35 protein-coding genes are annotated in these 23,573 nt (G+C 46.8%); 7 read left to right on the top strand and 28 right to left on the bottom strand.

Annotation, left to right across the window (positions count from 1 at the left end; genetic code table 11):
* Positions 1–87: 87 nt before the first annotated feature.
* A complete protein-coding gene (locus tag LIN78_RS12130) occupies positions 88–348 on the top strand; it encodes an Arc family DNA-binding protein (protein WP_227181104.1) in 261 nt (86 codons plus the stop codon).
* 328 nt (positions 349–676) lie between these two features.
* On the opposite strand, the gene LIN78_RS12125 is transcribed toward LIN78_RS12130, so the two are convergent.
* The 19 genes from LIN78_RS12125 to LIN78_RS12035 all read right to left on the bottom strand — a co-directional run bounded on the left by LIN78_RS12125 (position 677) and on the right by LIN78_RS12035 (position 13,539).
* Positions 677–1,408, bottom strand: coding sequence for a phage tail tube protein (locus LIN78_RS12125; protein WP_227181103.1), 732 nt, complete (start codon positions 1,406–1,408; stop codon positions 677–679).
* Between the two features lie 106 nt (positions 1,409–1,514).
* Positions 1,515–2,930, bottom strand: a complete 1,416-nt coding sequence (locus LIN78_RS12120; RefSeq protein ID WP_227181102.1) for a hypothetical protein — start codon at positions 2,928–2,930, stop codon at positions 1,515–1,517.
* 1 nt (position 2,931) lies between these two features.
* A complete protein-coding gene (locus LIN78_RS12115) occupies positions 2,932–3,276 on the bottom strand; it encodes a hypothetical protein (protein ID WP_227181101.1) in 345 nt (114 codons plus the stop codon).
* Complete coding sequence (locus LIN78_RS12110) at positions 3,276–3,773, bottom strand: hypothetical protein (RefSeq protein WP_227181100.1); 498 nt, start codon at positions 3,771–3,773, stop codon at positions 3,276–3,278. Before LIN78_RS12110 ends, LIN78_RS12115 begins: the two co-directional genes overlap by 1 nt.
* Positions 3,774–3,780: 7 nt before the next feature.
* Positions 3,781–3,969 (bottom strand): hypothetical protein, encoded by a 189-nt coding sequence (locus LIN78_RS12105; RefSeq protein ID WP_227181099.1) that lies wholly within the window; start codon positions 3,967–3,969, stop codon positions 3,781–3,783.
* Entirely contained in the window at positions 3,966–4,169 is a 204-nt protein-coding gene (locus LIN78_RS12100; RefSeq protein WP_227181098.1) for a hypothetical protein, read from the bottom strand. Before LIN78_RS12100 ends, LIN78_RS12105 begins: the two co-directional genes overlap by 4 nt.
* 59 nt (positions 4,170–4,228) lie before the next feature.
* On the bottom strand, positions 4,229–4,582 hold the full coding sequence (locus tag LIN78_RS12095) for a hypothetical protein (RefSeq protein WP_227181097.1): 354 nt from the start codon (positions 4,580–4,582) through the stop codon (positions 4,229–4,231).
* Positions 4,579–5,010, bottom strand: a complete 432-nt coding sequence (locus LIN78_RS12090; RefSeq protein ID WP_227181096.1) for a hypothetical protein — start codon at positions 5,008–5,010, stop codon at positions 4,579–4,581. The genes LIN78_RS12095 and LIN78_RS12090 overlap by 4 nt, the downstream gene beginning before the upstream one ends.
* A 2-nt stretch (positions 5,011–5,012) precedes the next feature.
* Complete coding sequence (locus tag LIN78_RS12085) at positions 5,013–5,483, bottom strand: HK97-gp10 family putative phage morphogenesis protein (protein WP_227181095.1); 471 nt, start codon at positions 5,481–5,483, stop codon at positions 5,013–5,015.
* Complete coding sequence (locus LIN78_RS12080) at positions 5,483–5,800, bottom strand: phage head closure protein (protein WP_227181094.1); 318 nt, start codon at positions 5,798–5,800, stop codon at positions 5,483–5,485. The genes LIN78_RS12085 and LIN78_RS12080 overlap by 1 nt, the downstream gene beginning before the upstream one ends.
* 1 nt (position 5,801) lies before the next feature.
* On the bottom strand, positions 5,802–6,347 hold the full coding sequence (locus LIN78_RS12075) for a head-tail connector protein (protein ID WP_227181093.1): 546 nt from the start codon (positions 6,345–6,347) through the stop codon (positions 5,802–5,804).
* 2 nt (positions 6,348–6,349) lie between these two features.
* Positions 6,350–6,667, bottom strand: coding sequence for a hypothetical protein (locus tag LIN78_RS12070; protein ID WP_227181092.1), 318 nt, complete (start codon positions 6,665–6,667; stop codon positions 6,350–6,352).
* A gap of 60 nt (positions 6,668–6,727) precedes the next feature.
* The gene (locus LIN78_RS12065; protein WP_227181091.1) at positions 6,728–8,050 is read right to left on the bottom strand and encodes a phage major capsid protein; all 1,323 of its coding nucleotides are present in this window, start codon (positions 8,048–8,050) and stop codon (positions 6,728–6,730) included.
* Positions 8,051–8,137: 87 nt separating this feature from the next.
* A complete protein-coding gene (locus tag LIN78_RS12060; protein WP_227181090.1) occupies positions 8,138–9,079 on the bottom strand; it encodes a S49 family peptidase in 942 nt (313 codons plus the stop codon).
* Positions 9,076–10,332, bottom strand: coding sequence for a phage portal protein (locus LIN78_RS12055; protein WP_227181089.1), 1,257 nt, complete (start codon positions 10,330–10,332; stop codon positions 9,076–9,078). Before LIN78_RS12055 ends, LIN78_RS12060 begins: the two co-directional genes overlap by 4 nt.
* 2 nt (positions 10,333–10,334) lie before the next feature.
* Positions 10,335–10,490, bottom strand: coding sequence for a hypothetical protein (locus LIN78_RS12050; protein ID WP_227181088.1), 156 nt, complete (start codon positions 10,488–10,490; stop codon positions 10,335–10,337).
* Positions 10,487–12,268 (bottom strand): terminase large subunit, encoded by a 1,782-nt coding sequence (locus LIN78_RS12045; RefSeq protein ID WP_227181087.1) that lies wholly within the window; start codon positions 12,266–12,268, stop codon positions 10,487–10,489. Before LIN78_RS12045 ends, LIN78_RS12050 begins: the two co-directional genes overlap by 4 nt.
* Positions 12,178–13,014, bottom strand: a complete 837-nt coding sequence (locus tag LIN78_RS12040) for a hypothetical protein (RefSeq protein ID WP_227181086.1) — start codon at positions 13,012–13,014, stop codon at positions 12,178–12,180. Before LIN78_RS12040 ends, LIN78_RS12045 begins: the two co-directional genes overlap by 91 nt.
* A 159-nt stretch (positions 13,015–13,173) precedes the next feature.
* Positions 13,174–13,539, bottom strand: coding sequence for an HNH endonuclease (locus LIN78_RS12035; RefSeq protein ID WP_227181085.1), 366 nt, complete (start codon positions 13,537–13,539; stop codon positions 13,174–13,176).
* A 781-nt stretch (positions 13,540–14,320) separates the two neighbouring features.
* Between LIN78_RS12035 and LIN78_RS18420 the strand changes: the two genes are divergently transcribed.
* Together LIN78_RS18420 and LIN78_RS12025 are read left to right on the top strand one after the other, a co-directional pair.
* The gene (locus LIN78_RS18420) at positions 14,321–14,452 is read left to right on the top strand and encodes a YHYH domain-containing protein (RefSeq protein WP_227181084.1); all 132 of its coding nucleotides are present in this window, start codon (positions 14,321–14,323) and stop codon (positions 14,450–14,452) included.
* A complete protein-coding gene (locus LIN78_RS12025; protein ID WP_227181227.1) occupies positions 14,397–14,858 on the top strand; it encodes a hypothetical protein in 462 nt (153 codons plus the stop codon). Before LIN78_RS18420 ends, LIN78_RS12025 begins: the two co-directional genes overlap by 56 nt.
* A gap of 61 nt (positions 14,859–14,919) precedes the next feature.
* On the opposite strand, the gene LIN78_RS12020 is transcribed toward LIN78_RS12025, so the two are convergent.
* From LIN78_RS12020 to LIN78_RS11980, 9 genes are all read right to left on the bottom strand, one after another.
* A complete protein-coding gene (locus tag LIN78_RS12020) occupies positions 14,920–15,735 on the bottom strand; it encodes a BRO family protein (RefSeq protein ID WP_227181083.1) in 816 nt (271 codons plus the stop codon).
* Positions 15,736–15,811: 76 nt separating this feature from the next.
* On the bottom strand, positions 15,812–16,285 hold the full coding sequence (locus LIN78_RS12015) for a hypothetical protein (protein ID WP_227181082.1): 474 nt from the start codon (positions 16,283–16,285) through the stop codon (positions 15,812–15,814).
* The gene (locus LIN78_RS12010; protein ID WP_227181081.1) at positions 16,282–16,608 is read right to left on the bottom strand and encodes a hypothetical protein; all 327 of its coding nucleotides are present in this window, start codon (positions 16,606–16,608) and stop codon (positions 16,282–16,284) included. The genes LIN78_RS12015 and LIN78_RS12010 overlap by 4 nt, the downstream gene beginning before the upstream one ends.
* Positions 16,601–16,774 (bottom strand): hypothetical protein, encoded by a 174-nt coding sequence (locus tag LIN78_RS12005; protein ID WP_227181080.1) that lies wholly within the window; start codon positions 16,772–16,774, stop codon positions 16,601–16,603. The genes LIN78_RS12010 and LIN78_RS12005 overlap by 8 nt, the downstream gene beginning before the upstream one ends.
* Complete coding sequence (locus LIN78_RS12000; protein ID WP_227181079.1) at positions 16,774–17,565, bottom strand: ATP-binding protein; 792 nt, start codon at positions 17,563–17,565, stop codon at positions 16,774–16,776. Before LIN78_RS12000 ends, LIN78_RS12005 begins: the two co-directional genes overlap by 1 nt.
* Positions 17,562–18,356, bottom strand: a complete 795-nt coding sequence (locus LIN78_RS11995) for a DnaT-like ssDNA-binding domain-containing protein (RefSeq protein WP_227181078.1) — start codon at positions 18,354–18,356, stop codon at positions 17,562–17,564. Before LIN78_RS11995 ends, LIN78_RS12000 begins: the two co-directional genes overlap by 4 nt.
* Position 18,357: 1 nt before the next feature.
* On the bottom strand, positions 18,358–19,350 hold the full coding sequence (locus LIN78_RS11990; RefSeq protein ID WP_227181077.1) for a primase/helicase family protein: 993 nt from the start codon (positions 19,348–19,350) through the stop codon (positions 18,358–18,360).
* Positions 19,343–19,528 (bottom strand): hypothetical protein, encoded by a 186-nt coding sequence (locus tag LIN78_RS11985; RefSeq protein ID WP_227181076.1) that lies wholly within the window; start codon positions 19,526–19,528, stop codon positions 19,343–19,345. Before LIN78_RS11985 ends, LIN78_RS11990 begins: the two co-directional genes overlap by 8 nt.
* Positions 19,518–19,973, bottom strand: coding sequence for a phage regulatory CII family protein (locus tag LIN78_RS11980; RefSeq protein ID WP_227181075.1), 456 nt, complete (start codon positions 19,971–19,973; stop codon positions 19,518–19,520). The genes LIN78_RS11985 and LIN78_RS11980 overlap by 11 nt, the downstream gene beginning before the upstream one ends.
* An 80-nt stretch (positions 19,974–20,053) precedes the next feature.
* Here LIN78_RS11980 and LIN78_RS11975 point away from each other — a divergent pair, with 80 nt between their 5' ends.
* The 4 genes from LIN78_RS11975 to LIN78_RS11955 all read left to right on the top strand — a co-directional run bounded on the left by LIN78_RS11975 (position 20,054) and on the right by LIN78_RS11955 (position 23,052).
* Positions 20,054–20,278, top strand: a complete 225-nt coding sequence (locus LIN78_RS11975) for a hypothetical protein (RefSeq protein ID WP_227181074.1) — start codon at positions 20,054–20,056, stop codon at positions 20,276–20,278.
* Between the two features lie 394 nt (positions 20,279–20,672).
* Positions 20,673–21,464: a S24 family peptidase gene (locus LIN78_RS11965; RefSeq protein ID WP_227181072.1), complete on the top strand. Its 792-nt coding sequence runs from the start codon at positions 20,673–20,675 to the stop codon at positions 21,462–21,464.
* 59 nt (positions 21,465–21,523) lie between these two features.
* Complete coding sequence (locus tag LIN78_RS11960; protein ID WP_227181071.1) at positions 21,524–22,246, top strand: HipA family kinase; 723 nt, start codon at positions 21,524–21,526, stop codon at positions 22,244–22,246.
* Positions 22,243–23,052 carry a DUF3037 domain-containing protein gene (locus tag LIN78_RS11955; protein ID WP_227181070.1) on the top strand — a complete coding sequence of 270 codons (810 nt, stop codon included), beginning with the start codon at positions 22,243–22,245 and terminating at the stop codon, positions 23,050–23,052. Before LIN78_RS11960 ends, LIN78_RS11955 begins: the two co-directional genes overlap by 4 nt.
* The last annotated feature ends 521 nt before the right edge of the window (positions 23,053–23,573 follow it).

The raw sequence follows: 23,573 nt of genomic DNA, 5'->3' as shown, positions 1-23,573 counted from the left end.
ATGAATGCACTATACACTCACAATGAACCACGTGCAACACCACGGTGGTTTATTTATACGTCTAGAATATACGTGTACTATAGCTACATGACTCGCGAAGACCCTCAATTTAAACTACGCGTCCCCCAGGGGTTGCGGGATGCCATTGAAAAATCGGCAAAGCTCAACAAGCGCTCAATGAACGCCGAGATAATCGCTCGCGTTGAACAGTCGTTTTCAACAAAACAAGCTACAGGACTTGACGGCGACATTCATGAACTAATGGCCGCGCTACTTGAGAAGCTCGGACCACAGTACAAATTATCAATCAGCCTTATCGACGAAAAAGACGACTGGAAAAAACTTTAACCGTGATATAAATCACCACCATCGGATGGCATATACGAGCTGTGCAAGGCACAATAAAATCACTGCGATACCTATCAAAAGACCGAATCTATCGGCTCCAGAACTAGACATACGACCTCCTAGTTTTACATCTAACTTTTTGATAAACTTAAACAAGTTTCTAACCTTTGCTTTGGAAGGGTTGGAAAACAAAAACCCCTGTGCTGTGTCAACAGTCAGGGGTTTTGCTTTTGGGGCTGACTGTGATGAAAATTTATTCATCACAGTCTCGCTATTCCTTCCGATGCAAAAAAGGGGGGTAAAAGCAGCGATTACCGAATCCCTTACATCACACCAACTGAGAGGCCTTAAAGAACTGGCTTAACCCAGGCTGCACAATAGTCGTGTCTTTCAACACCTCACCCTTGAGTTTTAGGGTCGCGAAATCGTCACCAATAAAATCAATTGAGTCGGTTGGCGACAACTTAATGCGGTAAACCTCTACCACAACAGGCGAACCACTGGCAGCTTCGTTCATACCGTCGAACAGCAACGAAATTTCCTTACCCGACGCCGCCAGCGCCTGAATAACCGCTTGTTTCGGATACGAGTACGACACGGTTAGCGAATCGCCACTTGCAATAGCACCACCGGTCAACGGCTTAATACCTGCGCCAGTTACCACATAATCCGTACCCGCCACATAAGCAGCACCGCCAGCGGATGGCGTCACCACCACAGTGGAGGCGCCAATATGAGCAAGCGGATGCAGACAATCCAAGCCCACCACAAGCACCACTTCCGACGCCACGTTTCCGGCCGCATAAATAGAGCTTTCACCAAAAATCGCCAGCGCAAGATTCTCTGCGCTCAGTTCACGCAAATCCATCTCTACCGTGACATCTTTAATCCGGGTCACGCTAGCAGCGTTACCGCCACCGGTAGAAGTTGAATCAGCAACCGTCTTTTTGTCCTCAGAAAAACTAAACTTCAGACTTGAGCAGTTGCCGAATTCGCGAAAGCCGCGAGCGCCCACAGTAGAAGCAAGGACTTTACCCTTACCGATATAATGCTTTTCCATCACATCTCCTAGAAAATAAAAAAGCCCGCTCAAAGGCGGGCTAAATACATTTATATAAAAAACAACAACCGAGATTCAACGAGTGACACAGCCGTTATCTCAACTTCTATTGAAAATACCCTTCAATATTCACCATCCCTGCGATGACTTGCGAAGCAGTGGCCGTTGCTACCGGCATCCGCAAAATAACATCCAGATAACGACCAGCAGCGCAGGGAACTGGGGTTACAAACGATTTGCTAATACGCTCCGCTTTTGCACCAACAGCAGCACCAACAGCAAATTGTTGTGCACCCAAACCAATCCTGCTTCCCGTTGTGGTTGCCAGCGATACAGCGGTAAGATTCGTCGCCAACCCCCATGTTAATAAAGTTGGTGTTGTCGCGACTGCCGCACCGGTGTTCCATGTTTCAATGTCTACTCCTGTGATCATCAAGTCGGCAGGGGTTGGAATTTGCATCCCGAAAAGTGCATAGTCGGTGACCGCCCCTGCTACTGCTGCAAATTGGAATCTCCCCCCAAGGGTCGCATAACCGGCAGCCGTATTACCCAGAACCGCTGATGCAGGTTCTGCAGAGTTTGACCATTGAGCCAGCTGAGCCCCTGAAAATGGGTTACTTGAAGCATCGCGGTTCTGACACGCCGCCACTTGTGCAGCGGTCATTCCGAGCATTGCATCAAGCCCTGCACAGTAGACATCGGAGACAACTAAGGTTGCTGCTGTGGCAGGTGCTGTGCCAGTGTTATAACTGCGCAACATTAATGGTAGTTTTGTAATGCCAACCAGTCGTGGACCTGTTTGAGGTACTTTAATTGCCTGCTTACTCAAGATGCGACCCGTGCTAGTGTCTTGTACCGTAAAGACTGCTTCGTCGTCATCCATGAACACATCCCAAGTGTAAAACTTGGTGTTATCTACCAATGTTCGAACATCTGCACCTGTAATTTGAGAACCGTTATAAATTACTACCGGTACAATGGCTCCGGTTGCTGCCGCCTGCCAAAGCACACCATTGGTGTTCGCGGTATTAGAAGCTCCTGCATCACCAAAACCAATTTCTTGCACTGCATTTGCAAAGTGATTAAGTCTTGCTCGAATCTTTGCGTGCAAAGGCTGACGCTGAGTCTTCTGAAAATACCGGTTTGAGCGAAGTAAGTAGCCTGTGTTGATGGTGGTAATGTTGCCAGAGTTAACAACCAGACCAGCGGCAGAGGACTGCGTTGCTGCCATTGTGGCGGCAATGATAGTCCACCGAATCGGGTTTATTGTGGCGCTCTCAAAAGATTCCGAGTACAGCGGAGAATGCAGCGATGAGGCAAGCGAACCAAATCGGTCTGCCCTAGCTGGCAAGGCCATTTCATCATTCAACCCCATCATGAGCATGCCTTGGCGCTCTTGCGTAGGCTGCTCATCCTCTCGATATAGCAACGGGTTACCATCTAGGTCATACAGCAACACCCGTGCTGAGCCGAAGGCATCCATCTTTAATTTGTTACCATCAATGTCTTGAATAATTGCCATGTCATTTTACCAAATAAGTAAATGTGTGAATGCCTGCGACTGGCCCTGGGACAGCGGTTGCAGTCACTGTCATGCCACCATTGAATGTGGTGTATGAATAAATAACACAGTCCATGTCCTCTTCTCCTTGCTGAGTGATCGCTGTGATCAAGACTGAGGAGCCAATAGAGAGTGCTGAATCATTAATCACCGTTGTCACGGTATCTAGCGCGCCACTACCAAAATCTACAGAACCCAAACTGGGGGGAGAACCTCCTCCAGAGAGTCCAGCCATTTCCAGTCGCACAGTTTTTATTTCCAGTGCGATTCGCGCCGAGAGCGCTTGAAAAGCGCCAACGAGGGACATTACAGAAGTCCTGCTTCAAAAGTTGCGACAAAGTCAGCATTGACATCTCCAACGTCCGCAACACTCACTGCACCAATATTGTCTCGAGCCTGCTGTTGTTGAGTGGCATTTAAGCCCTGCGCATCATCAAATCGAACCCGGTTTCCCACCGCTGTGAGTAAGCTACTAAGTGCACTTTGGTCATTAGCAAGCTGGCTTGCAATCTCGAGTAATGTATCAAGAGCTTCTGGTGCTCCATTGATAATTGCATTTTTGGCGGCGTTTATTTCACTAATAATCTTGTTTGCAGACCATGTATGAGATGTATCGCCAGCTGCTGCTGAGTCAAGGATTTGAGTCGCGGACCCAAACACGGTAAACAACTCATTAATTGCCGCCACCAATGAACTTTTGTCCGTGGTGGACAATGAACTCAATGGACCTACACTGACTTTCAGGGACTTGCATTCTGTTGCAATCCGGAGGGCTAGGTTATTAACTTGGGTTTGTAAACTCATATTGTCCTCACACTAGTGCATTCTCAAAAAGCAAGACGGGGTCAGGATCTGCTGGGGCGACCTGACCATCATATACGCCGGGGTCACCCTTATCCCCCTTAATCCCCGGATAACCTCTTACACCAGGAGGCCCTTGCTCAATCACCTCAACTACCACCACCTGATCAAAATCAATCACAACATTAATGTCACTCACTTGATCACCCCCAAACGGTTGAAGTAGTACCAGAGGGCAACCAGCAGGCACCCCATCAGCACCAAGCCCTTTTTAACAACACCCTTACCAATTTCGGCATAAATCTGAGAAGTCATCTCATCTACCGTTTTCTTTGCTGCCCGTTCTGCGATTTCATTCAGTTGCTTTTCCGTCAGCACGAGCTGATCTTCTTGCGCCATGGTTTTCCCCATAAAAAAAGCCGCTTCTCAGCGGCTCGATTAAGAAAACTTCGTTATATTTACTGCACCAATACCTTGCCAGTTAGGTACTTACGATCGACCCCACCAGGGTGAGACACCAGCAAGTCATAAAGTACAACCACCGGAAAAGTATCCACTACCGTAGCATCAACTGCCGCAGTAATTTCACCTGTGATCAAATCAACCTGAATATCACCCGCACCGCTTGTCAATGACATGAACGGCGGACCAGCAATGGAGCGGCGCAAATTCAATTGAATAGAACACCCCGTCAAGTCAACTGGCGCATTTGATTGACGTTGCTTTAGGCGGACCTTAAAAAGAAAATCCGCACCTCTATCGATGCGGATTGCCATTCTTGCAGCGGTCATGTTTGCAATTGGATCACTCACAACTTACCCCACTCCCCACGCACGTAGAATTCATACGCCTGATCAATCTGCATTAGCTCATAGTCTGGCAACGGCGTTTGGGTCACACCTGGATCAATCAACCGCACCCGACTAACCGTCCCTGCAATCGGGACACTATCCATTAATAGATCATGAATTTGCTTTGCTCTCGCGGATCGATCTTCAAAAGAGGTTGCCGCGCCTGCCAAGGTTACAAAACTAATCACCACTAGCGGATTGCCAACATCATGTGCTTCAGCGCCCTCAGGAAATGCATTCATTAAGGTTGGAATAACGGCAACGGTTTTAATCCCTTGACTTCCAACCGCCTCAGGATTAAGCGAAAAGTATTGCTCGACGGCTAAATCTGGCAGCACAGGAGACAACACATTAAAAACGGCTTTAATAACTTTTTCAGCTTTTGTCATCGTTATAACTTACCTAATACGGCAACAGATTCTTCAACCGCTCGATCATACATAGCGGTCAACGTGGCATTTTCTGACGCGGTAGCAGCTGGCACCATAAAAGGCCTTGGCTGAATATATTTGGTACCGAATTCAAGAAACCGGCCATACCAAGGTACAACATAAATAACTTTTTTACCTTTACGCCTACCAGCCAGCTTCTTACTCAAAATGCCGCGATTTTCGACCCTTGCCCGATCAATCTTTGGCCCCACCTTTACAAGCACATCACCATCAGCAGATTTTGGCACCCATGCAATAATAGATCGACTCAAGCGACCAGTTAAACGTGGTGCCATTTGCATGGCCTCACGCTTAATCACTCCGCCACCCGCCAAGCCAACACGCTTTAATGCCGCTTTTGACAGCGCCATTTCCGGCAAAGGTTTTAAGGTATCAAAAACCCGTGTAGATTCAGCCGAAACCTTGAGCATTATCGAACCCTCTCACACATCAGAATCAACTCGCGGCGGCGGCCATCAGGATCTTGAGCTGCGACGATGTTATAAATAACACCGTTATAAACAACACGGCAGCGCTCATCTATATCAGGCCGGTACCGCATCATGATTCGGCTAGTAATCTTTGCCACCTCAATGATTTTTTCAGCGACCTCTCGCCCTGATAAATCAACCAACTCCACCCACGCAGAAGCAAATGCAACCCATTGTACTATCGGCTCACCAATACTACTTTTGCCGGTTTGTTGTCGCTCAAAACTTACTCGGTTTCTTCGTCTTCCGGCTCGCATATCAGATCTTTACCATTTTGAAACGGGAAATCAAACGATCAGTAAAAGGCACCGATGACACATTACCAACGACAGACGCCTCTCGAAACTCTGAGAAACTACCAATCTGCAATTTCATCCATTGCTTGATACTTGGTGGAACATCAGAATCATACACCCCGAACCCCGCTGTATATCTAACCTGAATCTCTACACCATCAGGCCAACATGATCTAGGCTCAATACGCCCTTCATACCCAATCACAACAAACTCATAATCAGTAAAGTCATGCCAACCATTCTGATCACGATAACGAACAAACTCAGGAGGCTGAGGCCTAGCCCACTCAAGAAACAATGGAAAACCTTGCTTAGGCACCATAGAAAACTGATCGCCTTTGGTATTAATCAAAGGACCAGACAACTCGCTTTCTGCCATGTCACGCGCTGAAACAATCCATGCTTCAATCTCAGGCTCTTCGTCAGCACTGGATAATCTTAGATGATTCACAACATCGTCAACGGATAACGGCTCTAGCAGCGACGACTCTACGATGATCATTGCCATGGTTAACCCTCAAACGGCTTAGCCTTACCCTGCTTAATCAAGCTTGCCGCACGCTCAGGTTCAAAACCGGCAATCTCACCATCGGTGTAAATACCCCAGCTACCAACCACAATAACCGGAACACGCTTAGGTACAGCATCCAAATCAATCAAGTGAAGATCAGAATCAACCGGCGTAACACCACCAGCACCCACATCCAAAAGACCAGCAGACTCCTGCCCTACAGGCTCAGCGGCAACAACAGCCTCGGAGCCCTGACCAAGAGATTGATCAGCCCCTTCATTACCCACCACAGAAACATCATTAGCTCTCTTTGCCATCTCATAACCTCCAGACAATAAAAAAGCGGGGAATCACCCCGCTTTTTCAATCAATAATGATTAATGCCACTTCACACCAGTAATCACTGACACTGATTCAGCATGTCGCAAACCGAAATCATGCTTAGTCATTACACGGATCAAGGTTTGATTTTTCTGGAAAGCCGAAACCATATTGCCCTGGCTATCCTTGTATGCAGCATCTTTCGAGTAGTCGATGGTCATGCCCAAGTCTTCGCCGATGTACGCTTCGGCGAAATCAGCAAAATAAACCTCTGACTCATCACTGCTAGCACCTAGATTACTTGGCACTTGAGTGGTGCGACCCACTGGATAGCCTTTCAGCAAGCCAGCCTCTAGCTCTGGGTAAACCTTATTACCATTACCATCGCGCAGAGAATCCAAGAAACGGTAAGTGGTTGGGCTCATCACCCAGCCAGGACTTACCAGCGCCACATCAGAATTCTCAAGACGCAGAATAGCTTTATTCAAGTCTGCATCAATGTTGGCAAGGTTTACCACGGCATTTGCAACAAAGGTATTGGCAGGCAGCACCCAAGAACGCAAACCTTTTGGCAGGTTGGCCGTGCCGTTGTCACGAATAAACGCCTTGTCTTCACGCGCCGCGATTGCACTAGTCAAATCACCAATCACGATCTGATCAACGCTCTGATTTGTGCCCGCCACGCGCAGCAGATCATTACCAATAGGCACCAGTGCGTTCAATGTCTTGCTAGACAACTCCAGATCACCGAAATCAAGGCCAGTTGCAGCCGCCTCATCATCAGCGCCTACATAACCAACAACCGCACCGCCTTGCACGCGCGGAATAGTCATTTTGCCATTCACCAACGGCACGGTACGCGCACCAAGGCGACGCACAACCGCCTTTGGACGCAACACCTCAATCACTTCAGACGATAATGACTGAGGAATTAAAATACCACCTGCACCCGGCGTAGTGGTAGATAGCGCCATCGACACATCATCACCGTAGCCACGATCCGCAGCGATTTTTGCCGCCACATGACTATTACCTCCCGCCGCCGCCAATGCAACTGCCATACGTGCAACCTTAGCACCCGCCACCTCAGGCACTCGCGGAGTGGCTGGTACTGTAGAACGGCTTGCCTGCGCTTCTACCGGAGGCGCTGCCTGACCAATACCCATAGCAACACGGTCTACCGGCTGAGCCATCTTTGCATTCATTTCCTCAACCGCTTGCTCAGCCTGAATCAATTTGGTTAACTCACCAAATCGCGCATTTAGCGACTGAAATTCAGCCTGCTGTTCAACGGTCATTTCACCAGTCGCACTAGCAATTGCCTGTGCTTTTGCATGAACCTCTGCACGCTCGCGGAGATAATTATCTAACTTACTCATACTGCCCTCACAAAAAAGACAACCAATAAAAAACCCGGCACTAGGCCGGGCTAACAATCCCCACGAAGAGGAAAACAACTTTAAAAACTACATCGCCATTTTCATGGCCATTTCATCAGCTTGCATTTGCATCCGGGTACGACTCTTATCAGCCCGCTTTGCACGCATCGCAGCAACCTCATCAACTACTCCGTTAATCGCATCCTGCGGAGCCTCCAACTTATCAGCCAGCCCCTTATCAATAATGGCCTGACCGAAGTAAACCTGAGCTTCTGTAGCTACAACATCCTCTACTTTCATACCGCGATACAAGGCAACTGCTGCAGTAAAGTCTGCATAACTGCCTTGCACCATGTCATTCAGCCATTGCAGTGCTAACTCAGAAATTGGCTCTGCTGGAGACAGGTTATTTTTGTGCGCCCCCGCGTAAACAGTCGTAATCTTTACGCCCTGTTGATCAAGCGCTGCACTTAAGTCAGCGTGCTTAGCAATCACACCAATCGACCCTGCAATTGATGTTTGACTCACAATAATTCGACCGCATGCAGATGCAATCAGATACCCAGCAGAACAAGCCATGTAATTTACAATTGCGGTAGTTGGCTTGATGCTTCTAGCTTCGTAAATCATTTTTGCCAGCTCAAAGCACCCCGGCACAGAACCACCAGGGCTATCAATATCAAAAACGATATGCTCAACCGCCACATCATTTAAAGCAGCCTGAAATTGCTCAGCAATTCGGTCATAACTAGTCATGACTTCACACGGATTCAGCTGCCCCGCCCGGCTAACCAAAATCCCATGCACGGGAATAACCGCCACACCATTATTACCAGCATCAGAAGCCGCCGACCGCTGACCGAAACCACTGGCGGCCATATCTGCGGACTCACTACTTGCAGACGGAAACGCATTCACAATATTGATTTGTAGCTCTTTTTTAGCCCAGCTAATAACCGAATCCATCACGACCGGCATGACCATTTGCGGCATATTAAAAATCATGCCCGCGATTCTCGGATGCTTCATTTATCCACCTCGTACTGATTACTTAGAATTTTTTCAACCTCATCAACCGAGGCCTTTGTCGGTCCCGTATTACCCGTAGGCAACTTTGTCGCATCAACCATGTTCAGCGGTTGCAAATAGGTTTCACCACCTTTTACCGGCGACATATTTTCCAATCGGCGAATATCATTCACCGACAACCACCCCCACTGGCGACCAACGGCATAAGCCTCGTAACGAGTTTTCAAATCACCGCGAAGCAGACCAGCAACATTGCACTCAATGTACAAATCAGCATCCGAATCCAGTAGGAAATCACGCATCATTGCCTGCTCATGCCGTTTGACCCACGGCAGTAAGCAGTAAATAACAAACTGGATAGCTTGATGCTCAATATTGCTAAAGGTCGCCTTTTCCAGATCACCGATCATATGTGGCGGAACTTTGAAAATACGGGCAATCTCGGTCACACTCATCTTGCGTGACAAGATCAACTGAGCATCTTCATTAGTCATCGCCAGTGCCTTGAAGGTCATACCCTCTTGCAGCAATGCTGTCTTACCTACGTTATCCAAACCGCCTTGCCGCTTTGCCCAATCATCCAGAATGCCATCAATGACCGCACGACTAGCAATTGGTGCAACATCGCTTGGTCGCTCGATCACCCCGGATAAGGTCGTACCATTCTGAAACATCTTGCTTGCGTGCTTATCGACGGCTAGTGCCAAACCAAGTGCGTTTTTATGCAGGTCAATCGGCGACATCCCGATATATGAGTTTGCAGAAGACCACCGAACATGGTGAATCAAGCGCATTGGCAAGACCTCACCCGTCTCTATCAGCCGATAATACGGCATCAGATCAGTGCCTTTCAGCACCTGAACACGATCAGGATCAAGCACCGTAAGGCTTTCAGGATACCCATCCTGCCCCATTTGCTTGAATACATACGCATTTCCGCGCAAACCGAGCGACAACTGCTTTTGCTCGATATGCTCAAAGCTGGTCTGAAACGCATTTGGTCGTGCCAACAACCTAGCTACCGGATGATCAAGTACTAATTCACGGCCATCTTTGTCATTTCTACGATACAGCGCTACGGGCAATTGCCCGATCGACTCGGCCAGCAACGTCACGCAGGCCTGCACGGCAGTCAACCCCATCGCCGTATCCGCATTAACAAGCACACCAGCGTCACTTGCCCCACCAAAAACGCTTGATAACCAGCCACCACTAGATGCAGCTGGCTGGCTAAACATGCCTCTAAAAAACACAGCTACCCCCTAGCGACAGCATAAGACCACCACATCAGCGATCCACCTAAAAAAATCAGGCTCGCACCAGGAGAAAAACAAGCAATTCCACCAGTAACGAGCCCAACCCCCACCAACCCAATAAAAAAGGTCAGCACATCAACTTTTCGCAGTTTCAAATACCAACCCCCATTTCATACACAGACTGAGCAGGCGCAACCGACATTTCAGCACGATTAATCGCCATAATCGTAGCCACAACACCGTCAATACGCTCTCGCGACTTCTTTTTGTTTGGTCGATAGTTATCATTTGTGTCACGAAGCAACGTCACATTACCGGCGTTCCAGCGCAGCACCGGATGGCCGTTATGCTGAATCTTTTTCTCCAACACCAACCCCTCTAGCTTTTTAGTTGGCGTAGACAAATTCCCGAAGTTTTGAGGTAGCTTCACCATCATTAAGCCAGCCTCGGTGAGTTCCACCGATATCTTGGCCGCGTTCCACTCATCGTAGCCGACCTCAACAATGTCAAACTTAGCTGCATCGTCAATAACCTGATCACGAATCATGTCCTGATCAACCATTGCACCAGGTGTAGCGATCAAAAAGCCCTGATCACGCCAAGCAAGATAAGGCACCCTGTCTTTTCTTGCCCGTAGCTGAATGTTTTCTTCCGGCACGAAAAAACGCGGCAACACATACCAATTCGGGTCGCCGTCCTGCGGAGGAAAAATCATCACCCATGCAGTTAAGTCAGTTGTGCTCGCCAGATCAAGACCACCGTAACACCGCTTACCTTTGAGAAAATTTTCGTCAAACGACTGGCTTGCACCCGCGTCCCAATGGTCGAGAGACAACCAAGTTTCGTTTGACTGAGTCCAAAGATTCAGACGCTTGGTCAGGAAGTTAGCTAGCGCAGCGGGAATGGCTATAGCCTTGCGACATGCATTCCGCAAGTCATCGGCAAACACTGAAATCCCAAAATTCGGATTGGCTTTAGGCCACATCCGCTCGTCTCGCCAATCGTCCTCGGCATCAAGGGTATAAATTACCCCACCAAAAGAATCATCTACCTCATGCCCTTCAAGGATGCTGATCAAGTAATTTCGCTGTTCAAGACAAATTGATTCACCCTGATTGAAACCAGCAGTCGTGATGGCATACATCAGAGAACACTTACGAGCACCACGAGCAGTATCCAGAACGTCCCATAAATCCCGATTCGGGTGTGCATGGAGTTCATCGACAATCGCACCATGAACGTTCAGACCATCACTTGTCTGTGCATCCGCCCCCAGTGGCACATACTTGTTTGATGTCCCTTGGATGAATAGCTTGTTTTTCTGGTTACTGATCAGCGCCCGAAGCTGGGGCGACTGTCTAACCATCATTTCAGCTTCAGAATGGGTAATCTTTGCCTGCTCAAGCTTGGTAGCCGCTGTGTAAACCTCGGCCCCCGGCTCTTTATCCATCGCAAAAAGATAAAGACCTATACCCGCTAGCTTGGTAGATTTCCCATTCTTCCGGGCAACTTCCTCATACCACGTTCGAAAACGGCGTCCACCGTCAATGCGGTACCAGCCAAAACACACCGCAATCCAAAACTTTTGCCAACCCTCCAAGCGGATCGGCTCACCAGCAAACCCCGCACCCTTCGAATGCCGGCAAAACCCGAAAAACTTGATGACGTGATCGGCTAAATCAGGCCGCCACACCAACCCCTTTGACCCAGCTGCCAGCAAATCATCGTAGTGCCGCTTAACGGCCAATCGCGTATAACGACAAACAAGCACTTCACCGGCCATCACCGCAAAGCCATATTCATCCCATGGCTGCTTTACATATCCAGCAGGAACCAACCCGCTCAATCCGGCCGCATCCGAACAAAATCCAGAATTTCCGCCAAGTCTGGACTCACGATCTGCCCCTTTGCTATCACCTTGTTCTGTGCGCATGACATCACCGTCATTCCATTCTTTTTCAGCAACTCCCGAATTTGTCGGTCAATTTTTACTCGGTTGTAACTGGCAGAGACTTCATAAGTCCGCCTAGTCTCTTCTGAAGTAGCAAAACAACGCCCACCGTTATCAGACAACCAGACCTTGCAGGAAAAAGCATCCGAAAGCGCAGCGGCCAACAGACCAAGTGATACACTCGCAGTCGAATAATCTCCGGTCGAGTACGCCAGCGATGCAACAATATCCTTCCATGCCTTCTTCTCACCGCCACGCATCGTCCAAGGCGGCGACTCAGGCAACCGAACAAGCGGCCCAGTTTCTGGAATTTCGATCTTAAATGGATCACCAAACATATCGGCTTGCTCTGCCAACCGATTGATCGCACGAATTCGACCCGCTGAAATCACACTGAGCGCCGCTGGGTCTAAGTCTTTGATGACCTCACCGCGAGCTCGCCGCTCAGCGCTAGACTCATCCGACTCCAGCGAACCGCCATTTCTGTCACGCTCATAACGCAGACCCGCGTTCAATGGCGAATGCAGCTGATCCACATACTCGCGCCACTGGTCAATCTTATCCGCGACCCGCGCCAAGTGAATGACACTGGATGACCAATCAAACGAGGCATCCTGCAAACTGCTAATCAGGTATTTGAAAATATTTTTAGATCTGGCCGACTTTAAAAAGCTAGGCGGTTTAGGTAGCCCAGAAGTCGCGCCAGCAAACGATGTTTTCCGGCTCACCACGACCTCCAAAACAAACTGGAACGAAAAAAAACAAAAAAAAGAAGAATTGGTCTCTGAGGGGGCATTTATACCCCCCCCTATGAATTTTAGTCCCGCGTAAAAAGAGAGGGGAACGTTCGGTCTTGGGGCGAAAATCCTATAGGGATACCCTACCCCCTACCCACCGGTACGACCATTCGCAGCCTCTTTTGCCGTTTTCGACTTGTGGCAGCTATCGCAAATCGCTTGCAAGTTAGACAAGGCATCAGTACCACCCGAAGACTTAGGCAAGATGTGATCGACCGCAGTAGCTGGCATCGTGTAGCCAGCCGACTGGCAAACCTGACACAAACCACAGTCACGCTCCATGACTTGCCGCCGAAGCTTCGCCCATTGCCAACCATAGCCACGCGAAGCAGATGAACCACGACCACGATCCGCAAACCGATTCATATGCGGATGATCATCACATCTTGATTGACCCACCGCCACCAATGTTCGGCAACCAGGATAAGTACAGGGCTTACGTGGTGCAGCTGGCATTGCAATATCTCCAAGCCAAACTGCAAATGAAAAAGCCCACCAGTGTTTAGCTGGCGGGCTCTAGGAATTCTAGACGAAAAAAGGCCGGAGCAAGACTCCCACCTATCGAACACCCTGCATGTGCAGTTGTTGACGTCATTCAAATTGATGAGCTGAAAGATACCACCACTTATTTTTATTCGCAAGCAGTTTCAATTTATATCTTATCCGCCAATTGCTACAACCAAGCCAACCACTGAAGTTTGAATTTCCCATGCGCGATAGTTAGTTAGTAGTTAGTTAACGAATACGTCTACGACTACGTCTAGGTGAACGGCTGTAAACAGTTGTTTACAGGTGTTTACAGCGACATCAAAGATTTACAAAAACAAAACAAATTCAAACACTTACATTAATTGATGTGCCAGATTTTAATTTTTAGTAAAACACAGTTGAAAACAACTGTTTGCAGATGTTTTCACTTGATTGCATAAAAGAAAAAACAGCTCAGATACAGAAAAGACAGTCAGTTTTAAATCGCATGAATGGTATGTTTTTTTGGAGGTTTATTTTTAAACATCCACATTGGTGACCCACTAGTCATAAGATAACATCATCCCTTTTTGTAAACACCGGTAAAGCAATGGAAAAAATTACTTCCATCATGTTGGCCTTGGGCGCCACGCTGATGTTCATAGCAGCAAAGTACTTAACAGGTTTTAAATGAAGAAGTTGACGGCCTTTTTGGGACATTGAGCACTTAATTGACCGGCTAAGAGCCTAGAGTAACAGGGGATGTAAATTGAAGTATGTAATAACACTATCTTTAGCATTACTCACAATCGTCGCATCAGCCCATTCTGGCAGAACCAACAAGAATGGCTGTCATCACGACCGCAAGCACGGCGGCTACCACTGCCACAACAGTAAGTAGACAAGTACATCCAAAGAAGCTTAGCTATTCCATGGAAGTAAAAATAGAGAAGCTCATCTTATTACGCAGATGCAAATCAATGCAACGCGCAAAGGCCTATGTTAGAAGCAAAGAAAAGAAAGGGGGAATGATGGAAGAGTGGTTATATTTAAATTTACTGCAATATAAGAGGACATTACTTACCCTAGCTATTGGAGCATTGATAACTGCAATTGCTTGGTGCTATGCCACATATCAAGTACAAAATATCCATACAACAGGACTAATACCCCTGTTTGACGCAGTTTTTCAGGATAAAGCCCAAAGCAAGGTAAACAAATCCATCTGGGGGTTAATTGCATTTGTTCTAGCCTCAACTTGGAGAATGTATAAACGTGATCGCAAGCGAAACCCATTTGGGGTATAGACAAAATAAAACCCGCCAATGCGGGTTTAAACTTAAAAATTAAAGCAATTCATTTATAGACTTATTTTTTGGGTTTATCTATTTTTTTCATTTCACGATTTGCTGACTTTAATTGCTTCTTAACATCATGAATGTTTTCTTCAATCTGAAGATTCTCAGGTTTTGACCCCGAGTTCTTTATCATCATTGACCTAACTTCTTTACCCACATCACGTGCAGTACTTGTAAGACTAATAGATCCTTTGATATTTTGGCTTTTAATTCTCTCAGCTGTTTGAGTAACACGAAATAAATTACCAGCCAATTCTGTTAAGCCCATGAAATCATAAAGAACGGCTTTAGGGTCCTTTAAACCTTTGTGAGCCTTTAAATCCGCAAGGCTCATATTATACATACCTCTAAAGCCAGCATCTTTAAAAAGACCAAATTTACTATCTTCAAGCCCTGCATTTTTAGCCACTGCAGCCATGATTTTTTCGCCAGACTTTAAGTCCTCCCTGGTTTCAAGTCGAGCCAAACTACTTTGATCAAGAGCTTGTTGCACCAACGCATCCGCAACGGCAGCAAGAGCTGTTTTTGCTTTGGCAACTTGGGGCTTTTTTGAATCCGCATGCATTGCAACAAGAAAGCATGCAAACCTTGAGAGCTTATATGTATTTACCTGCTTGCCATTATAATCAAGGACTGTTGTTTCAAATGCCTCTGGAATTTGAATACCCAGTTGAACACATGAGGAAATAGCCTTATTGATTACCTGACTAAAGGATGCATATGACTCGTACCCAAGTGCCTCCATAAATTCATGAGCGATCCAGTATCTCATGCCATTTTGCTTGGACGCCGCCTCAAATGTATCTATATCAAAAAAATCAGACATGTATCACCTACTATCTTTTAATAGATGTATTTTAGCAAACTTCATGAATGACATTTAAATATTTATTGAAATATATTCAACACAAGAGAACAACGCGTTCAATCAAATCAGCCGGAACCTTAGCCATAATTTTCTTAACACCTCCAGCAACAAATGGCAGTACCTCCTTAGAATCCATACCCAGCTTGCGAGCACAGAACCTAGAACTATCCCCCTTAATGTACCACATACCCAATACTTTTCGCTCAGAGACTGTAAGTAGATCACTACGAATAACAGCCTGCACTTCGTCATACACTTTACTAGCTGCAGCATCTACATGACGTACATCTCTCCCAGGCACACGCATCATGCACGCCAATTGACTCTGTACTGACGAACCAGCTTGCACCCCACGATTCTGCCCCATTGCCCATACCTGCATTACTCGCTCATGACGTGGATCGATAAAGCATTTTTCTTTGTATCGCGCCTCATCGGCTTCTCTTTGCTTTTGCGCTAGGCCAGACAGCTGCTGCCGTAATAGCCGGTCAATTCCACTACTCATCATGCAACCCTTCTACCTAGAATACGATTAATACCACTCATTCGAGTGCCACCATAACTAACAACCTCATCCACAGCCGAAGAAGCATTTAGATCCACATTGGGATCATTTACCGCTGATTGATTGGCTTTGCGGATAGCCATCGCCTCTTCATACAAACCATCGGCAAATGCTCTCGCTTTTACTGGATCAGCAAACCGGCAATCTGCCATGCGCTGCAAACGCGCCCTCATCTCTTTTGCGCCACTACAATTTCTTAACAACCCATGCAGCACATCAGATTTTTCCGATTTACTTACCAAGTCATAAACATAGACTTCATGCATTTGGTGGTAACTCAGTCAAATACTTAAAGATGGAAACCACTAATAAGACTGGCCAGAGAAAGAAGCAAAAAGACAAATACAAGGGCTGCCAGCCACCTTTTGCGCGCTCAAAGAACACAATCAATAGTGCAATCAATATATAAAAGAGGATCGGCACCCAATCCATTACGCCACCTCTCCAACGTGCCCACGGGCTGAAGGCCAATCAAACGTTACACAACTTCCACCATCCTCTTTAATGCGGTCATAGACCCGATAGCCGATACATTCCTGAATACCTTTTCTATCCAAATTCGATAACAAAATAAAAGGCCGACGGTTTTCATAACGTTCATTCAGAACATCAAACAAGATATTGCGCTCAGTCTCAGAGCCGAACTGCACACCCACCTCATCCAAAATCAATAGATCGCAGCTGGCAAACATAGACACAACATCGGCACCTGAGGATTGCGAACCACGCTCCCAAGTTTGTTTAAAGAGTCTGGTCATACGAAGAACAGACGTATATAAAACTGTTCTATTTGCGCTCAATAGGGCCATGCCAATTGCAGCAGCCAAATGCGTTTTCCCCGTACCTACCGCACCGCTAAAAATGGCTGAACGGCCAGTAACATAGGCATCATCAAGAAATGTTTCTGCATAACGCTTAGCAAAATCAAATGCAATTTGCTGACCTTGGCAAGTCACTCGATAGTTTGCGAAAGATCGATCCTGAAAACGTGCAGGAATACCCGCCTGCCCCATCATCGCCGACCAACGTTGTTGACGAACTTCAGCACGCTCACGCAATTCAGCTTGTTCACGCAGTTCAGCAGCCTGAGCCGCGCAAGCAGGGCACTTAGTCCAAATGCTCATTCCATAGTTTTTACTTGTGTATTGGCCATGCAATTCGCAACTGGCTTCTCGCGTTGCTGGTTCACCACTCATTTGCAGCATCTGTTCTAATGACTTCATAAAACCCCCACGCCAACTTGACCATAATCACGACTATCAACAACACTCGCCCGCTTACGCCCACCGAAAGGCTTGTCTACCCGATCTGGCTGGCGACTTCCAGCCAACAGCGACTTCCGCCGAGATAAACTACCTAACAAAGCACGCTCCCACTCCGACTGGCGCCGCTTGTCTGGACGGTCAAGCCAATACATTCGAAACTCAGCTAACACCTCGTTAAATAATTCACTCCCAAGACGAGCAACACCGGCAGTTCGACAATGAATATCCATACCAGCCGTTGGCAACCACGCTGCTTGCATCGCAAATGCTTGGCTAGCAGGTGGAGGAACCCACATTGCATGCTCTTCCAACTCTTCGAGTAAACCCACCTGAACAGGCGCCTTCACTTCATCAGTCATTGACTCATCAACCGCACATTCAGTCGCCACATGCCCAGCAAAAGCGCTGAGATCAATCTCATCCGCTTCATCTGGCAATGGATACTTTGGGCTAGATCTTGCAGCCCATCTCGTATCTACCATCTGTAAATACGGCTTACCTTTGACGGCATATACAATCACCAAACCAGCTTCGACACACTCAGATAATCGAGAGGCAATATCCACCTCACTAACTTGATCCAACCGAAGCGGGTACAACTTAGCTCGCAAAACAGAAGTCCGTGCATCAGCCAAACCATGGTCATCAACAATACTCATCAAGCGACGATAAAAATTCTCGCCCGCCTCGGTTAGCTGATCCACTCGGTCGCTAGTTAATATCCCTTCACGTATTAGTCGCGTTGGCATATCACTTCCTAAATAAGTTATGAATAAATCGAATAGCATCACGACACTGCGATCTCACCGTTTCGATTCCTTCAGCTACATGCAAATCATTAAAATCCGTCAGCCTTGGCAATACATCACCTTCTTTAGCCGCCGCACGAGGCACAGAAAACTTAGGCATAAAGGTGTACGCCTTACCAATCTTTGACGCAGCAAAACGCGCTGACAACGCACCATCATGGTCAGTTAAATAATCATCATCAGCGCCAAAGAGCACTGGTACGTTCGGAAATACAGCTCTAATATCCCGCGCAACTGCCAACAAATTGGCCGCGTCCATCGCTACAACGACAGGCACAGACCAATCCATTGCCTCAGCCAAAGAGCAACCAGTTGCCCAACCTTCACAGACAGCGATCAGATCTGGCGTAGTCCCCTGCAACAAACTAGAACCAATCACCACGCAGCTACCCTGCTTTGCCATCCCTTTGTTATATAACTTCTCAAACCCAGCTTCAGGGCTGATTTTCTGTGAGCCAACCAAACGCAAACTGCCAAACCGACGAAGAGGAATAATCAACCAACCTTTTTGCGAGTCATCCGTAATCACTCTTACTGCAGCAGGCTTAATTTGCTTTTCAATCACATAAGGATGCTGGGATGCAGTCCCCGTTTCAGCTCTACGAAATTGATTCTCAGCACGAGAGGCCGCTGCCAACGCATCTCGTACTGCCCTCTCTCTTTCCGCCTTCTCGATCGCTTCACGCTCTTGGCGAAAGCGGTTCAAATCATCTTCAGAAAGCTTTTCTGAATCTGGCTCAATAGGCCACCATGCAGCTTTATATCCACCCCAACCATGAATAATTCGCTCACCAGTCGCACTGATAAATTCACGCAAGCGGTACCATGCTTTTTTCTTTGGCCCGAACGTCACTTTGCGACCGAAGCGAAGAGGCAAGGAAGGAGCTGGACACCCTCTCGCCTCAAATTGACTAGCAATTGCCAGTTCATTCATTTACTTTTTCCCTTCGCTCTTTTTCGATCGCCTCTTGAAGACGCTTGGTTGCCAGCAATAAATCTTTAATTGCATCCAAACAAGTTTTTGCCGATCCATCTTTTCCATGTAAACGCTTAGCCGTTCTACCCGCCCAGCGCATTCGCTGGCGGCGGTAGTAGTGGTCATCAGCCGCCATACTCGCTGCCAATTTCTCTAGCCACGTAAACGGCTAGCTGTGCCAACTCCATTAATTCACGCTGTAATGTCACCGCCTTTTCACGACCAAGACCGGTAGATTTATGCAACTGGATCATCCCTGGCACACAATCAGAGAACTCTTTTGTTAACCGCTCTAAAGTGCCACTAGCAGCAACCAAACATTGATCAGTAGAAACAGGAAGCGTAGTTCGATCGCAAAGCGCAGCCATTGCGTCTACAATTTGTGGGTTTTGGGTGTAAGCGGTGATAGCCGCCGCCTCTCCCAATGTCAGGACGTGGTGATCGCAATTTGGGTTAAGCTTCATCCCTAACACGCGCTCACCAGCACCAATTGCACGAGAAATTTGTGAGATCCCACCAGGAGAGGACTTACAAACCATTTGGCTAATCGCCTCTAACTGCAATCGACAATCTTTGATCATTGTTAACCCCACCTTTAAGCACACGTAACAAAATTTCGTACAACGTCTAAACTTCAACTATTCCCAATGAGGACACCGCAATGAACGATCAGGAATACGAATTACTAAAATCAACCGCCACCACAGCTAGCGCCAATATGGTGTTAATTGGTCTGTTGATTGACTCACTAAAAAAGACACATCCAGAAACAATCAATGAATTAAGCACACAGTTAACAAAGCTATTGGCCGACAACACAGACATGGCTCAAGAAACAAAAGCATTACTGGAAGGTGATTGGCTGCCTTCAATATCAGGGGAATGAAAACCCCCGAATAAAAACGGACGTTTACCGTCCTGAATCCATCGGCCATACTGAAATCACTCTCCCCAGAGCGATGTATGGCAACTATTGATTAAGAGGCTTTTCGCAAATATGCCCAGTCAACACCAGGACAGAGCTGCTCAACTTTCAATCGACCGTCCGATTCACGTTCCAGATCGACGGCCAACTTTGCGGAGCAACTCTTCCCGTAGACAACATTTCTAAGATGCGCGTAAGTAGTCCGGCACTTAACAGCCAGAGCTTTACGGTCATCTTCAGATAGGCTTAACCAAAGTTCTCTTAATTTCATAACCACACATTAACCGAGCGGTTATTTTTTATCAATAACCGCTTGGGGATTTATTCGCGTACGCAGGCATGATTGAATAACCAAATGGACATTTACAGCATCCGCAAGGAAAATCTTGCCCATCTTATCCAGACAAAATTTGATGGTCGGCAGGTACAACTTGCTGAAAAGATGGATATCAAACCGCCAATTATTAGCAGGTGGTTATCAAGCACAACTAAAGATGGAAGAAACATCACCGAGCATTCTGCAAGAGCTATTGAGTCAGCAGCAGGGCTACCTAACGGATGGCTTGATCAGAGGCAAACCGACAGCGACCAGCCAGAAATAACCTTTGGTGTAGCAGAAGAGTCAGCACCATACTTATCACCGGCACTCGAAACAAAAATAAAGCCGATTGGCATTCGTGTTGACTCCAGCTCAAGCAAATCCGGCTTCTATTACCTTCGCCAGTTCACTATTGGCGCATCAGCAGGCACAGGACAAGTCAACTACGATATAAAAGAAGAAGACCCATTTGAGATCAGTAAAGCAGAGCTGATAGCCCAAGGCATCAATCCAGAGACTACTTATGTGATTTATGTAGAGGGGCCTTCGATGACTCTACCTGGTCATCAGAACAGCATGCCTGATGGCTCTTTAATTGGCTTCGATAGGTCAAAGACCAAAATTATCAGTGGTAAATTCTATGTCGTCAGAATTGGTGATGAGTTGCTTGTGAAGCAGGTTTTCCAAGATCAGTTCACAATTCAACTACGCTCTTTGAATCCAGACTTCCACCCATTCGACCGGGTATTGAATAAGTCTGAGGGCTGGCAAGATGTTGAGATTCTTGGTCAAGTGAAATTGATGCGCCCCGCCCTGAAGTTCTTTTAGCACGCCCAAAGTATTTACAATGGCAACAGTTCGTCAACAAACAATCAGATAAATAGGCGATGACGATCCAGATTTTAGAAATTCAAAGACAAGCACAGCAAGGGATGTCAGGCCCACATGTTTGCAAAGGGGAAGATGGCCATATTTACTATGTGAAAGGTCTAAACTCTACTCGCCGGTCTCAAATCGCAGAATGGATATGTGCACATATCGGAACAGCATTTGGTCTGCCAATCCCCCCATTCAAAGTTGTAGAGATCAGCGAGTTGCTATGGGAAGAACTACCGCATGACAAAAAGGTTATTGGCTATGGACCAGCCTTCGGTTCTAGAGGCGCACCACTTCCAAGATGGTTTGGCACCAACGATATTTCAAAAGTAGGCCAGCAAACCAGAGTAGACATTCTCGTTTTTGATTGGTGGATTAAAAACGCTGATAGATCAGACCAAAATCCAAATCTTCTCTGGAGTGAAAGCAGTGATGAGCTCGTAGTGATTGACCACAACAGTGCATTTGATGAGGAATTTTCAGCCCCTGACTTTGTTGCCACACACGTTTTCCGAGACGAATGGCCTTTGCTACGTGGTGATTTAGTAACAATGGAACACTATCGAGAAAAATGCGCCGCCGCGCTAGATGTTCTAGATCAGGCATGTAATAATTTACCTCCCGAGTGGGCTTGGGACAATTTAGAACAAGACATTGCTTGCTCTTTTAGCATTGATGCTTGTAGAAACACCCTTGAACGGGCTATTGGTAACGAATTTTGGAGGATGGAATGATGAATTTTGCATGTCGCTATTCCATAATCCGGTTTATGCCCTATCCTGAAACAGGCGAATTTGCGAACATAGGCATTCTATTAGCCTGCCCTAAAACTGGATATATAGACTTCCAAATTGATGATAGGCGCTATGCACGGATTACTGACTTTTTCCATGAACTGGGGAAAGACAGCTATCTAAGTTCAGTCAAGAGATTTAAAGCGGAACTACAAAATTACACTCAGCAAGAGTATGAAAATCCAGATGTAGTCAGAAACCTATTTGACCACATTACGCTAGCCAAAGAAACCATTCTACAGTTCAGTGAGTCTCGTGTTTTACTAACCAATGACCCAAAAAAGGCTCTGCGGGAATTATACTCTTACTATGTTATGAGAAGCTTCATACAAAAAGAGCAACATACAGAACAGCTGGAGCGCAGAGTCTCTGCAATGATTAAGGCACTAGCGTTACCGAGACCTTTTAGAAGCGAATCGATTGGACCTGATGAGTTTAAGGTTAATTTCCCATTAGCTTTACATGATGAGGATGGTCATTTAGTTAAGCTGATTAAACCTATCTATCTAGGGCATCCAGAACCGAGCAAAATTTATGAGCACGGTGACAAATGGACAACCAAAGTTAGGCGCTTAAAAAGGTTTTCAGCACTACCTGATCAGGTGCTATTTGCAGCAGAAAAACCTGCAAACTCTGAAAAATGTATCACTGCATTCAACGAAATTCGTGATGAACTACTTGATTGCGGCATCACATTTTTGCTTGCCAATCAACAGGCCGAGATTCAGAATTTTGCTACCTCATAACAAAACCCGCTTCGGCGGGTTTTTCTTTAGCTAATCACAGATCAACTTAGCACTTCCCCATCCTCATATCGTTCTCGATATGAGCAATGCACTGCCGCTCGTCAAACAAACCACCTCTAATCTCGCTAAAACTAACGGCGCATCACTCAACGATCACCCACAACACCCTCACCAGCCCTCAGCGTCAAGTCACGTAACTAAACATCCATTCCGAAAGTCATTCCCCCATACCACATGCAATCAATTGTATTTTCCTCACGAATGCAACACATCACCAAAAAAAATAACCGTTCGAATATTGCAAAATATTAACCGTATGGTTATTATTAACTTAACCAAACGGTTCTGATCTTTAATAACTTAACCGATAAACAGCAGCAAAGGCACTTGCCAATAGCTGCCTACCCGACTCCACTAGCGGTAGAAGCAAAAGCTAGTGAATAGAACTTCGTGTCACTGACTGAGATGCGGGGAGCTTAGGCGGCGCGTCCTAACCTAAGCCCATTCAGAGATTAACCAGC

This window comes from Leeia speluncae, assembly GCF_020564625.1.
GTDB classification, from domain to species: Bacteria; Pseudomonadota; Gammaproteobacteria; order Burkholderiales; family Leeiaceae; genus Leeia; species Leeia speluncae.
This window is presented reverse-complemented; position numbering and strand designations above follow the sequence as displayed.

What these genes read in the sequence shown, in the direction of transcription:
- LIN78_RS12130 (WP_227181104.1), top strand. Translation starts at nt 88, where the DNA reads ATGACTCGCGAAGACCCTCAATTTAAACTACGCGTCCCCCAGGGGTTG.
- LIN78_RS12125 (WP_227181103.1), bottom strand. Translation starts at nt 1,408, where the DNA reads ATGGAAAAGCATTATATCGGTAAGGGTAAAGTCCTTGCTTCTACTGTG.
- LIN78_RS12120 (WP_227181102.1), bottom strand. Translation starts at nt 2,930, where the DNA reads ATGGCAATTATTCAAGACATTGATGGTAACAAATTAAAGATGGATGCC.
- LIN78_RS12115 (WP_227181101.1), bottom strand. Translation starts at nt 3,276, where the DNA reads ATGTCCCTCGTTGGCGCTTTTCAAGCGCTCTCGGCGCGAATCGCACTG.
- LIN78_RS12110 (WP_227181100.1), bottom strand. Translation starts at nt 3,773, where the DNA reads ATGAGTTTACAAACCCAAGTTAATAACCTAGCCCTCCGGATTGCAACA.
- LIN78_RS12100 (WP_227181098.1), bottom strand. Translation starts at nt 4,169, where the DNA reads ATGGCGCAAGAAGATCAGCTCGTGCTGACGGAAAAGCAACTGAATGAA.
- LIN78_RS12090 (WP_227181096.1), bottom strand. Translation starts at nt 5,010, where the DNA reads ATGACAAAAGCTGAAAAAGTTATTAAAGCCGTTTTTAATGTGTTGTCT.
- LIN78_RS12085 (WP_227181095.1), bottom strand. Translation starts at nt 5,483, where the DNA reads ATGCTCAAGGTTTCGGCTGAATCTACACGGGTTTTTGATACCTTAAAA.
- LIN78_RS12080 (WP_227181094.1), bottom strand. Translation starts at nt 5,800, where the DNA reads ATGCGAGCCGGAAGACGAAGAAACCGAGTAAGTTTTGAGCGACAACAA.
- LIN78_RS12075 (WP_227181093.1), bottom strand. Translation starts at nt 6,347, where the DNA reads ATGGCAATGATCATCGTAGAGTCGTCGCTGCTAGAGCCGTTATCCGTT.
- LIN78_RS12070 (WP_227181092.1), bottom strand. Translation starts at nt 6,667, where the DNA reads ATGGCAAAGAGAGCTAATGATGTTTCTGTGGTGGGTAATGAAGGGGCT.
- LIN78_RS12065 (WP_227181091.1), bottom strand. Translation starts at nt 8,050, where the DNA reads ATGAGTAAGTTAGATAATTATCTCCGCGAGCGTGCAGAGGTTCATGCA.
- LIN78_RS12060 (WP_227181090.1), bottom strand. Translation starts at nt 9,079, where the DNA reads ATGAAGCATCCGAGAATCGCGGGCATGATTTTTAATATGCCGCAAATG.
- LIN78_RS12045 (WP_227181087.1), bottom strand. Translation starts at nt 12,268, where the DNA reads ATGCGCACAGAACAAGGTGATAGCAAAGGGGCAGATCGTGAGTCCAGA.
- LIN78_RS12035 (WP_227181085.1), bottom strand. Translation starts at nt 13,539, where the DNA reads ATGCCAGCTGCACCACGTAAGCCCTGTACTTATCCTGGTTGCCGAACA.
- LIN78_RS12025 (WP_227181227.1), top strand. Translation starts at nt 14,397, where the DNA reads ATGGCTGTCATCACGACCGCAAGCACGGCGGCTACCACTGCCACAACA.
- LIN78_RS12020 (WP_227181083.1), bottom strand. Translation starts at nt 15,735, where the DNA reads ATGTCTGATTTTTTTGATATAGATACATTTGAGGCGGCGTCCAAGCAA.
- LIN78_RS12015 (WP_227181082.1), bottom strand. Translation starts at nt 16,285, where the DNA reads ATGATGAGTAGTGGAATTGACCGGCTATTACGGCAGCAGCTGTCTGGC.
- LIN78_RS12010 (WP_227181081.1), bottom strand. Translation starts at nt 16,608, where the DNA reads ATGCATGAAGTCTATGTTTATGACTTGGTAAGTAAATCGGAAAAATCT.
- LIN78_RS12005 (WP_227181080.1), bottom strand. Translation starts at nt 16,774, where the DNA reads ATGGATTGGGTGCCGATCCTCTTTTATATATTGATTGCACTATTGATT.
- LIN78_RS12000 (WP_227181079.1), bottom strand. Translation starts at nt 17,565, where the DNA reads ATGAAGTCATTAGAACAGATGCTGCAAATGAGTGGTGAACCAGCAACG.
- LIN78_RS11995 (WP_227181078.1), bottom strand. Translation starts at nt 18,356, where the DNA reads ATGCCAACGCGACTAATACGTGAAGGGATATTAACTAGCGACCGAGTG.
- LIN78_RS11990 (WP_227181077.1), bottom strand. Translation starts at nt 19,350, where the DNA reads ATGAATGAACTGGCAATTGCTAGTCAATTTGAGGCGAGAGGGTGTCCA.
- LIN78_RS11985 (WP_227181076.1), bottom strand. Translation starts at nt 19,528, where the DNA reads ATGGCGGCTGATGACCACTACTACCGCCGCCAGCGAATGCGCTGGGCG.
- LIN78_RS11980 (WP_227181075.1), bottom strand. Translation starts at nt 19,973, where the DNA reads ATGATCAAAGATTGTCGATTGCAGTTAGAGGCGATTAGCCAAATGGTT.
- LIN78_RS11975 (WP_227181074.1), top strand. Translation starts at nt 20,054, where the DNA reads ATGAACGATCAGGAATACGAATTACTAAAATCAACCGCCACCACAGCT.
- LIN78_RS11965 (WP_227181072.1), top strand. Translation starts at nt 20,673, where the DNA reads ATGGACATTTACAGCATCCGCAAGGAAAATCTTGCCCATCTTATCCAG.
- LIN78_RS11960 (WP_227181071.1), top strand. Translation starts at nt 21,524, where the DNA reads ATGACGATCCAGATTTTAGAAATTCAAAGACAAGCACAGCAAGGGATG.
- LIN78_RS11955 (WP_227181070.1), top strand. Translation starts at nt 22,243, where the DNA reads ATGATGAATTTTGCATGTCGCTATTCCATAATCCGGTTTATGCCCTAT.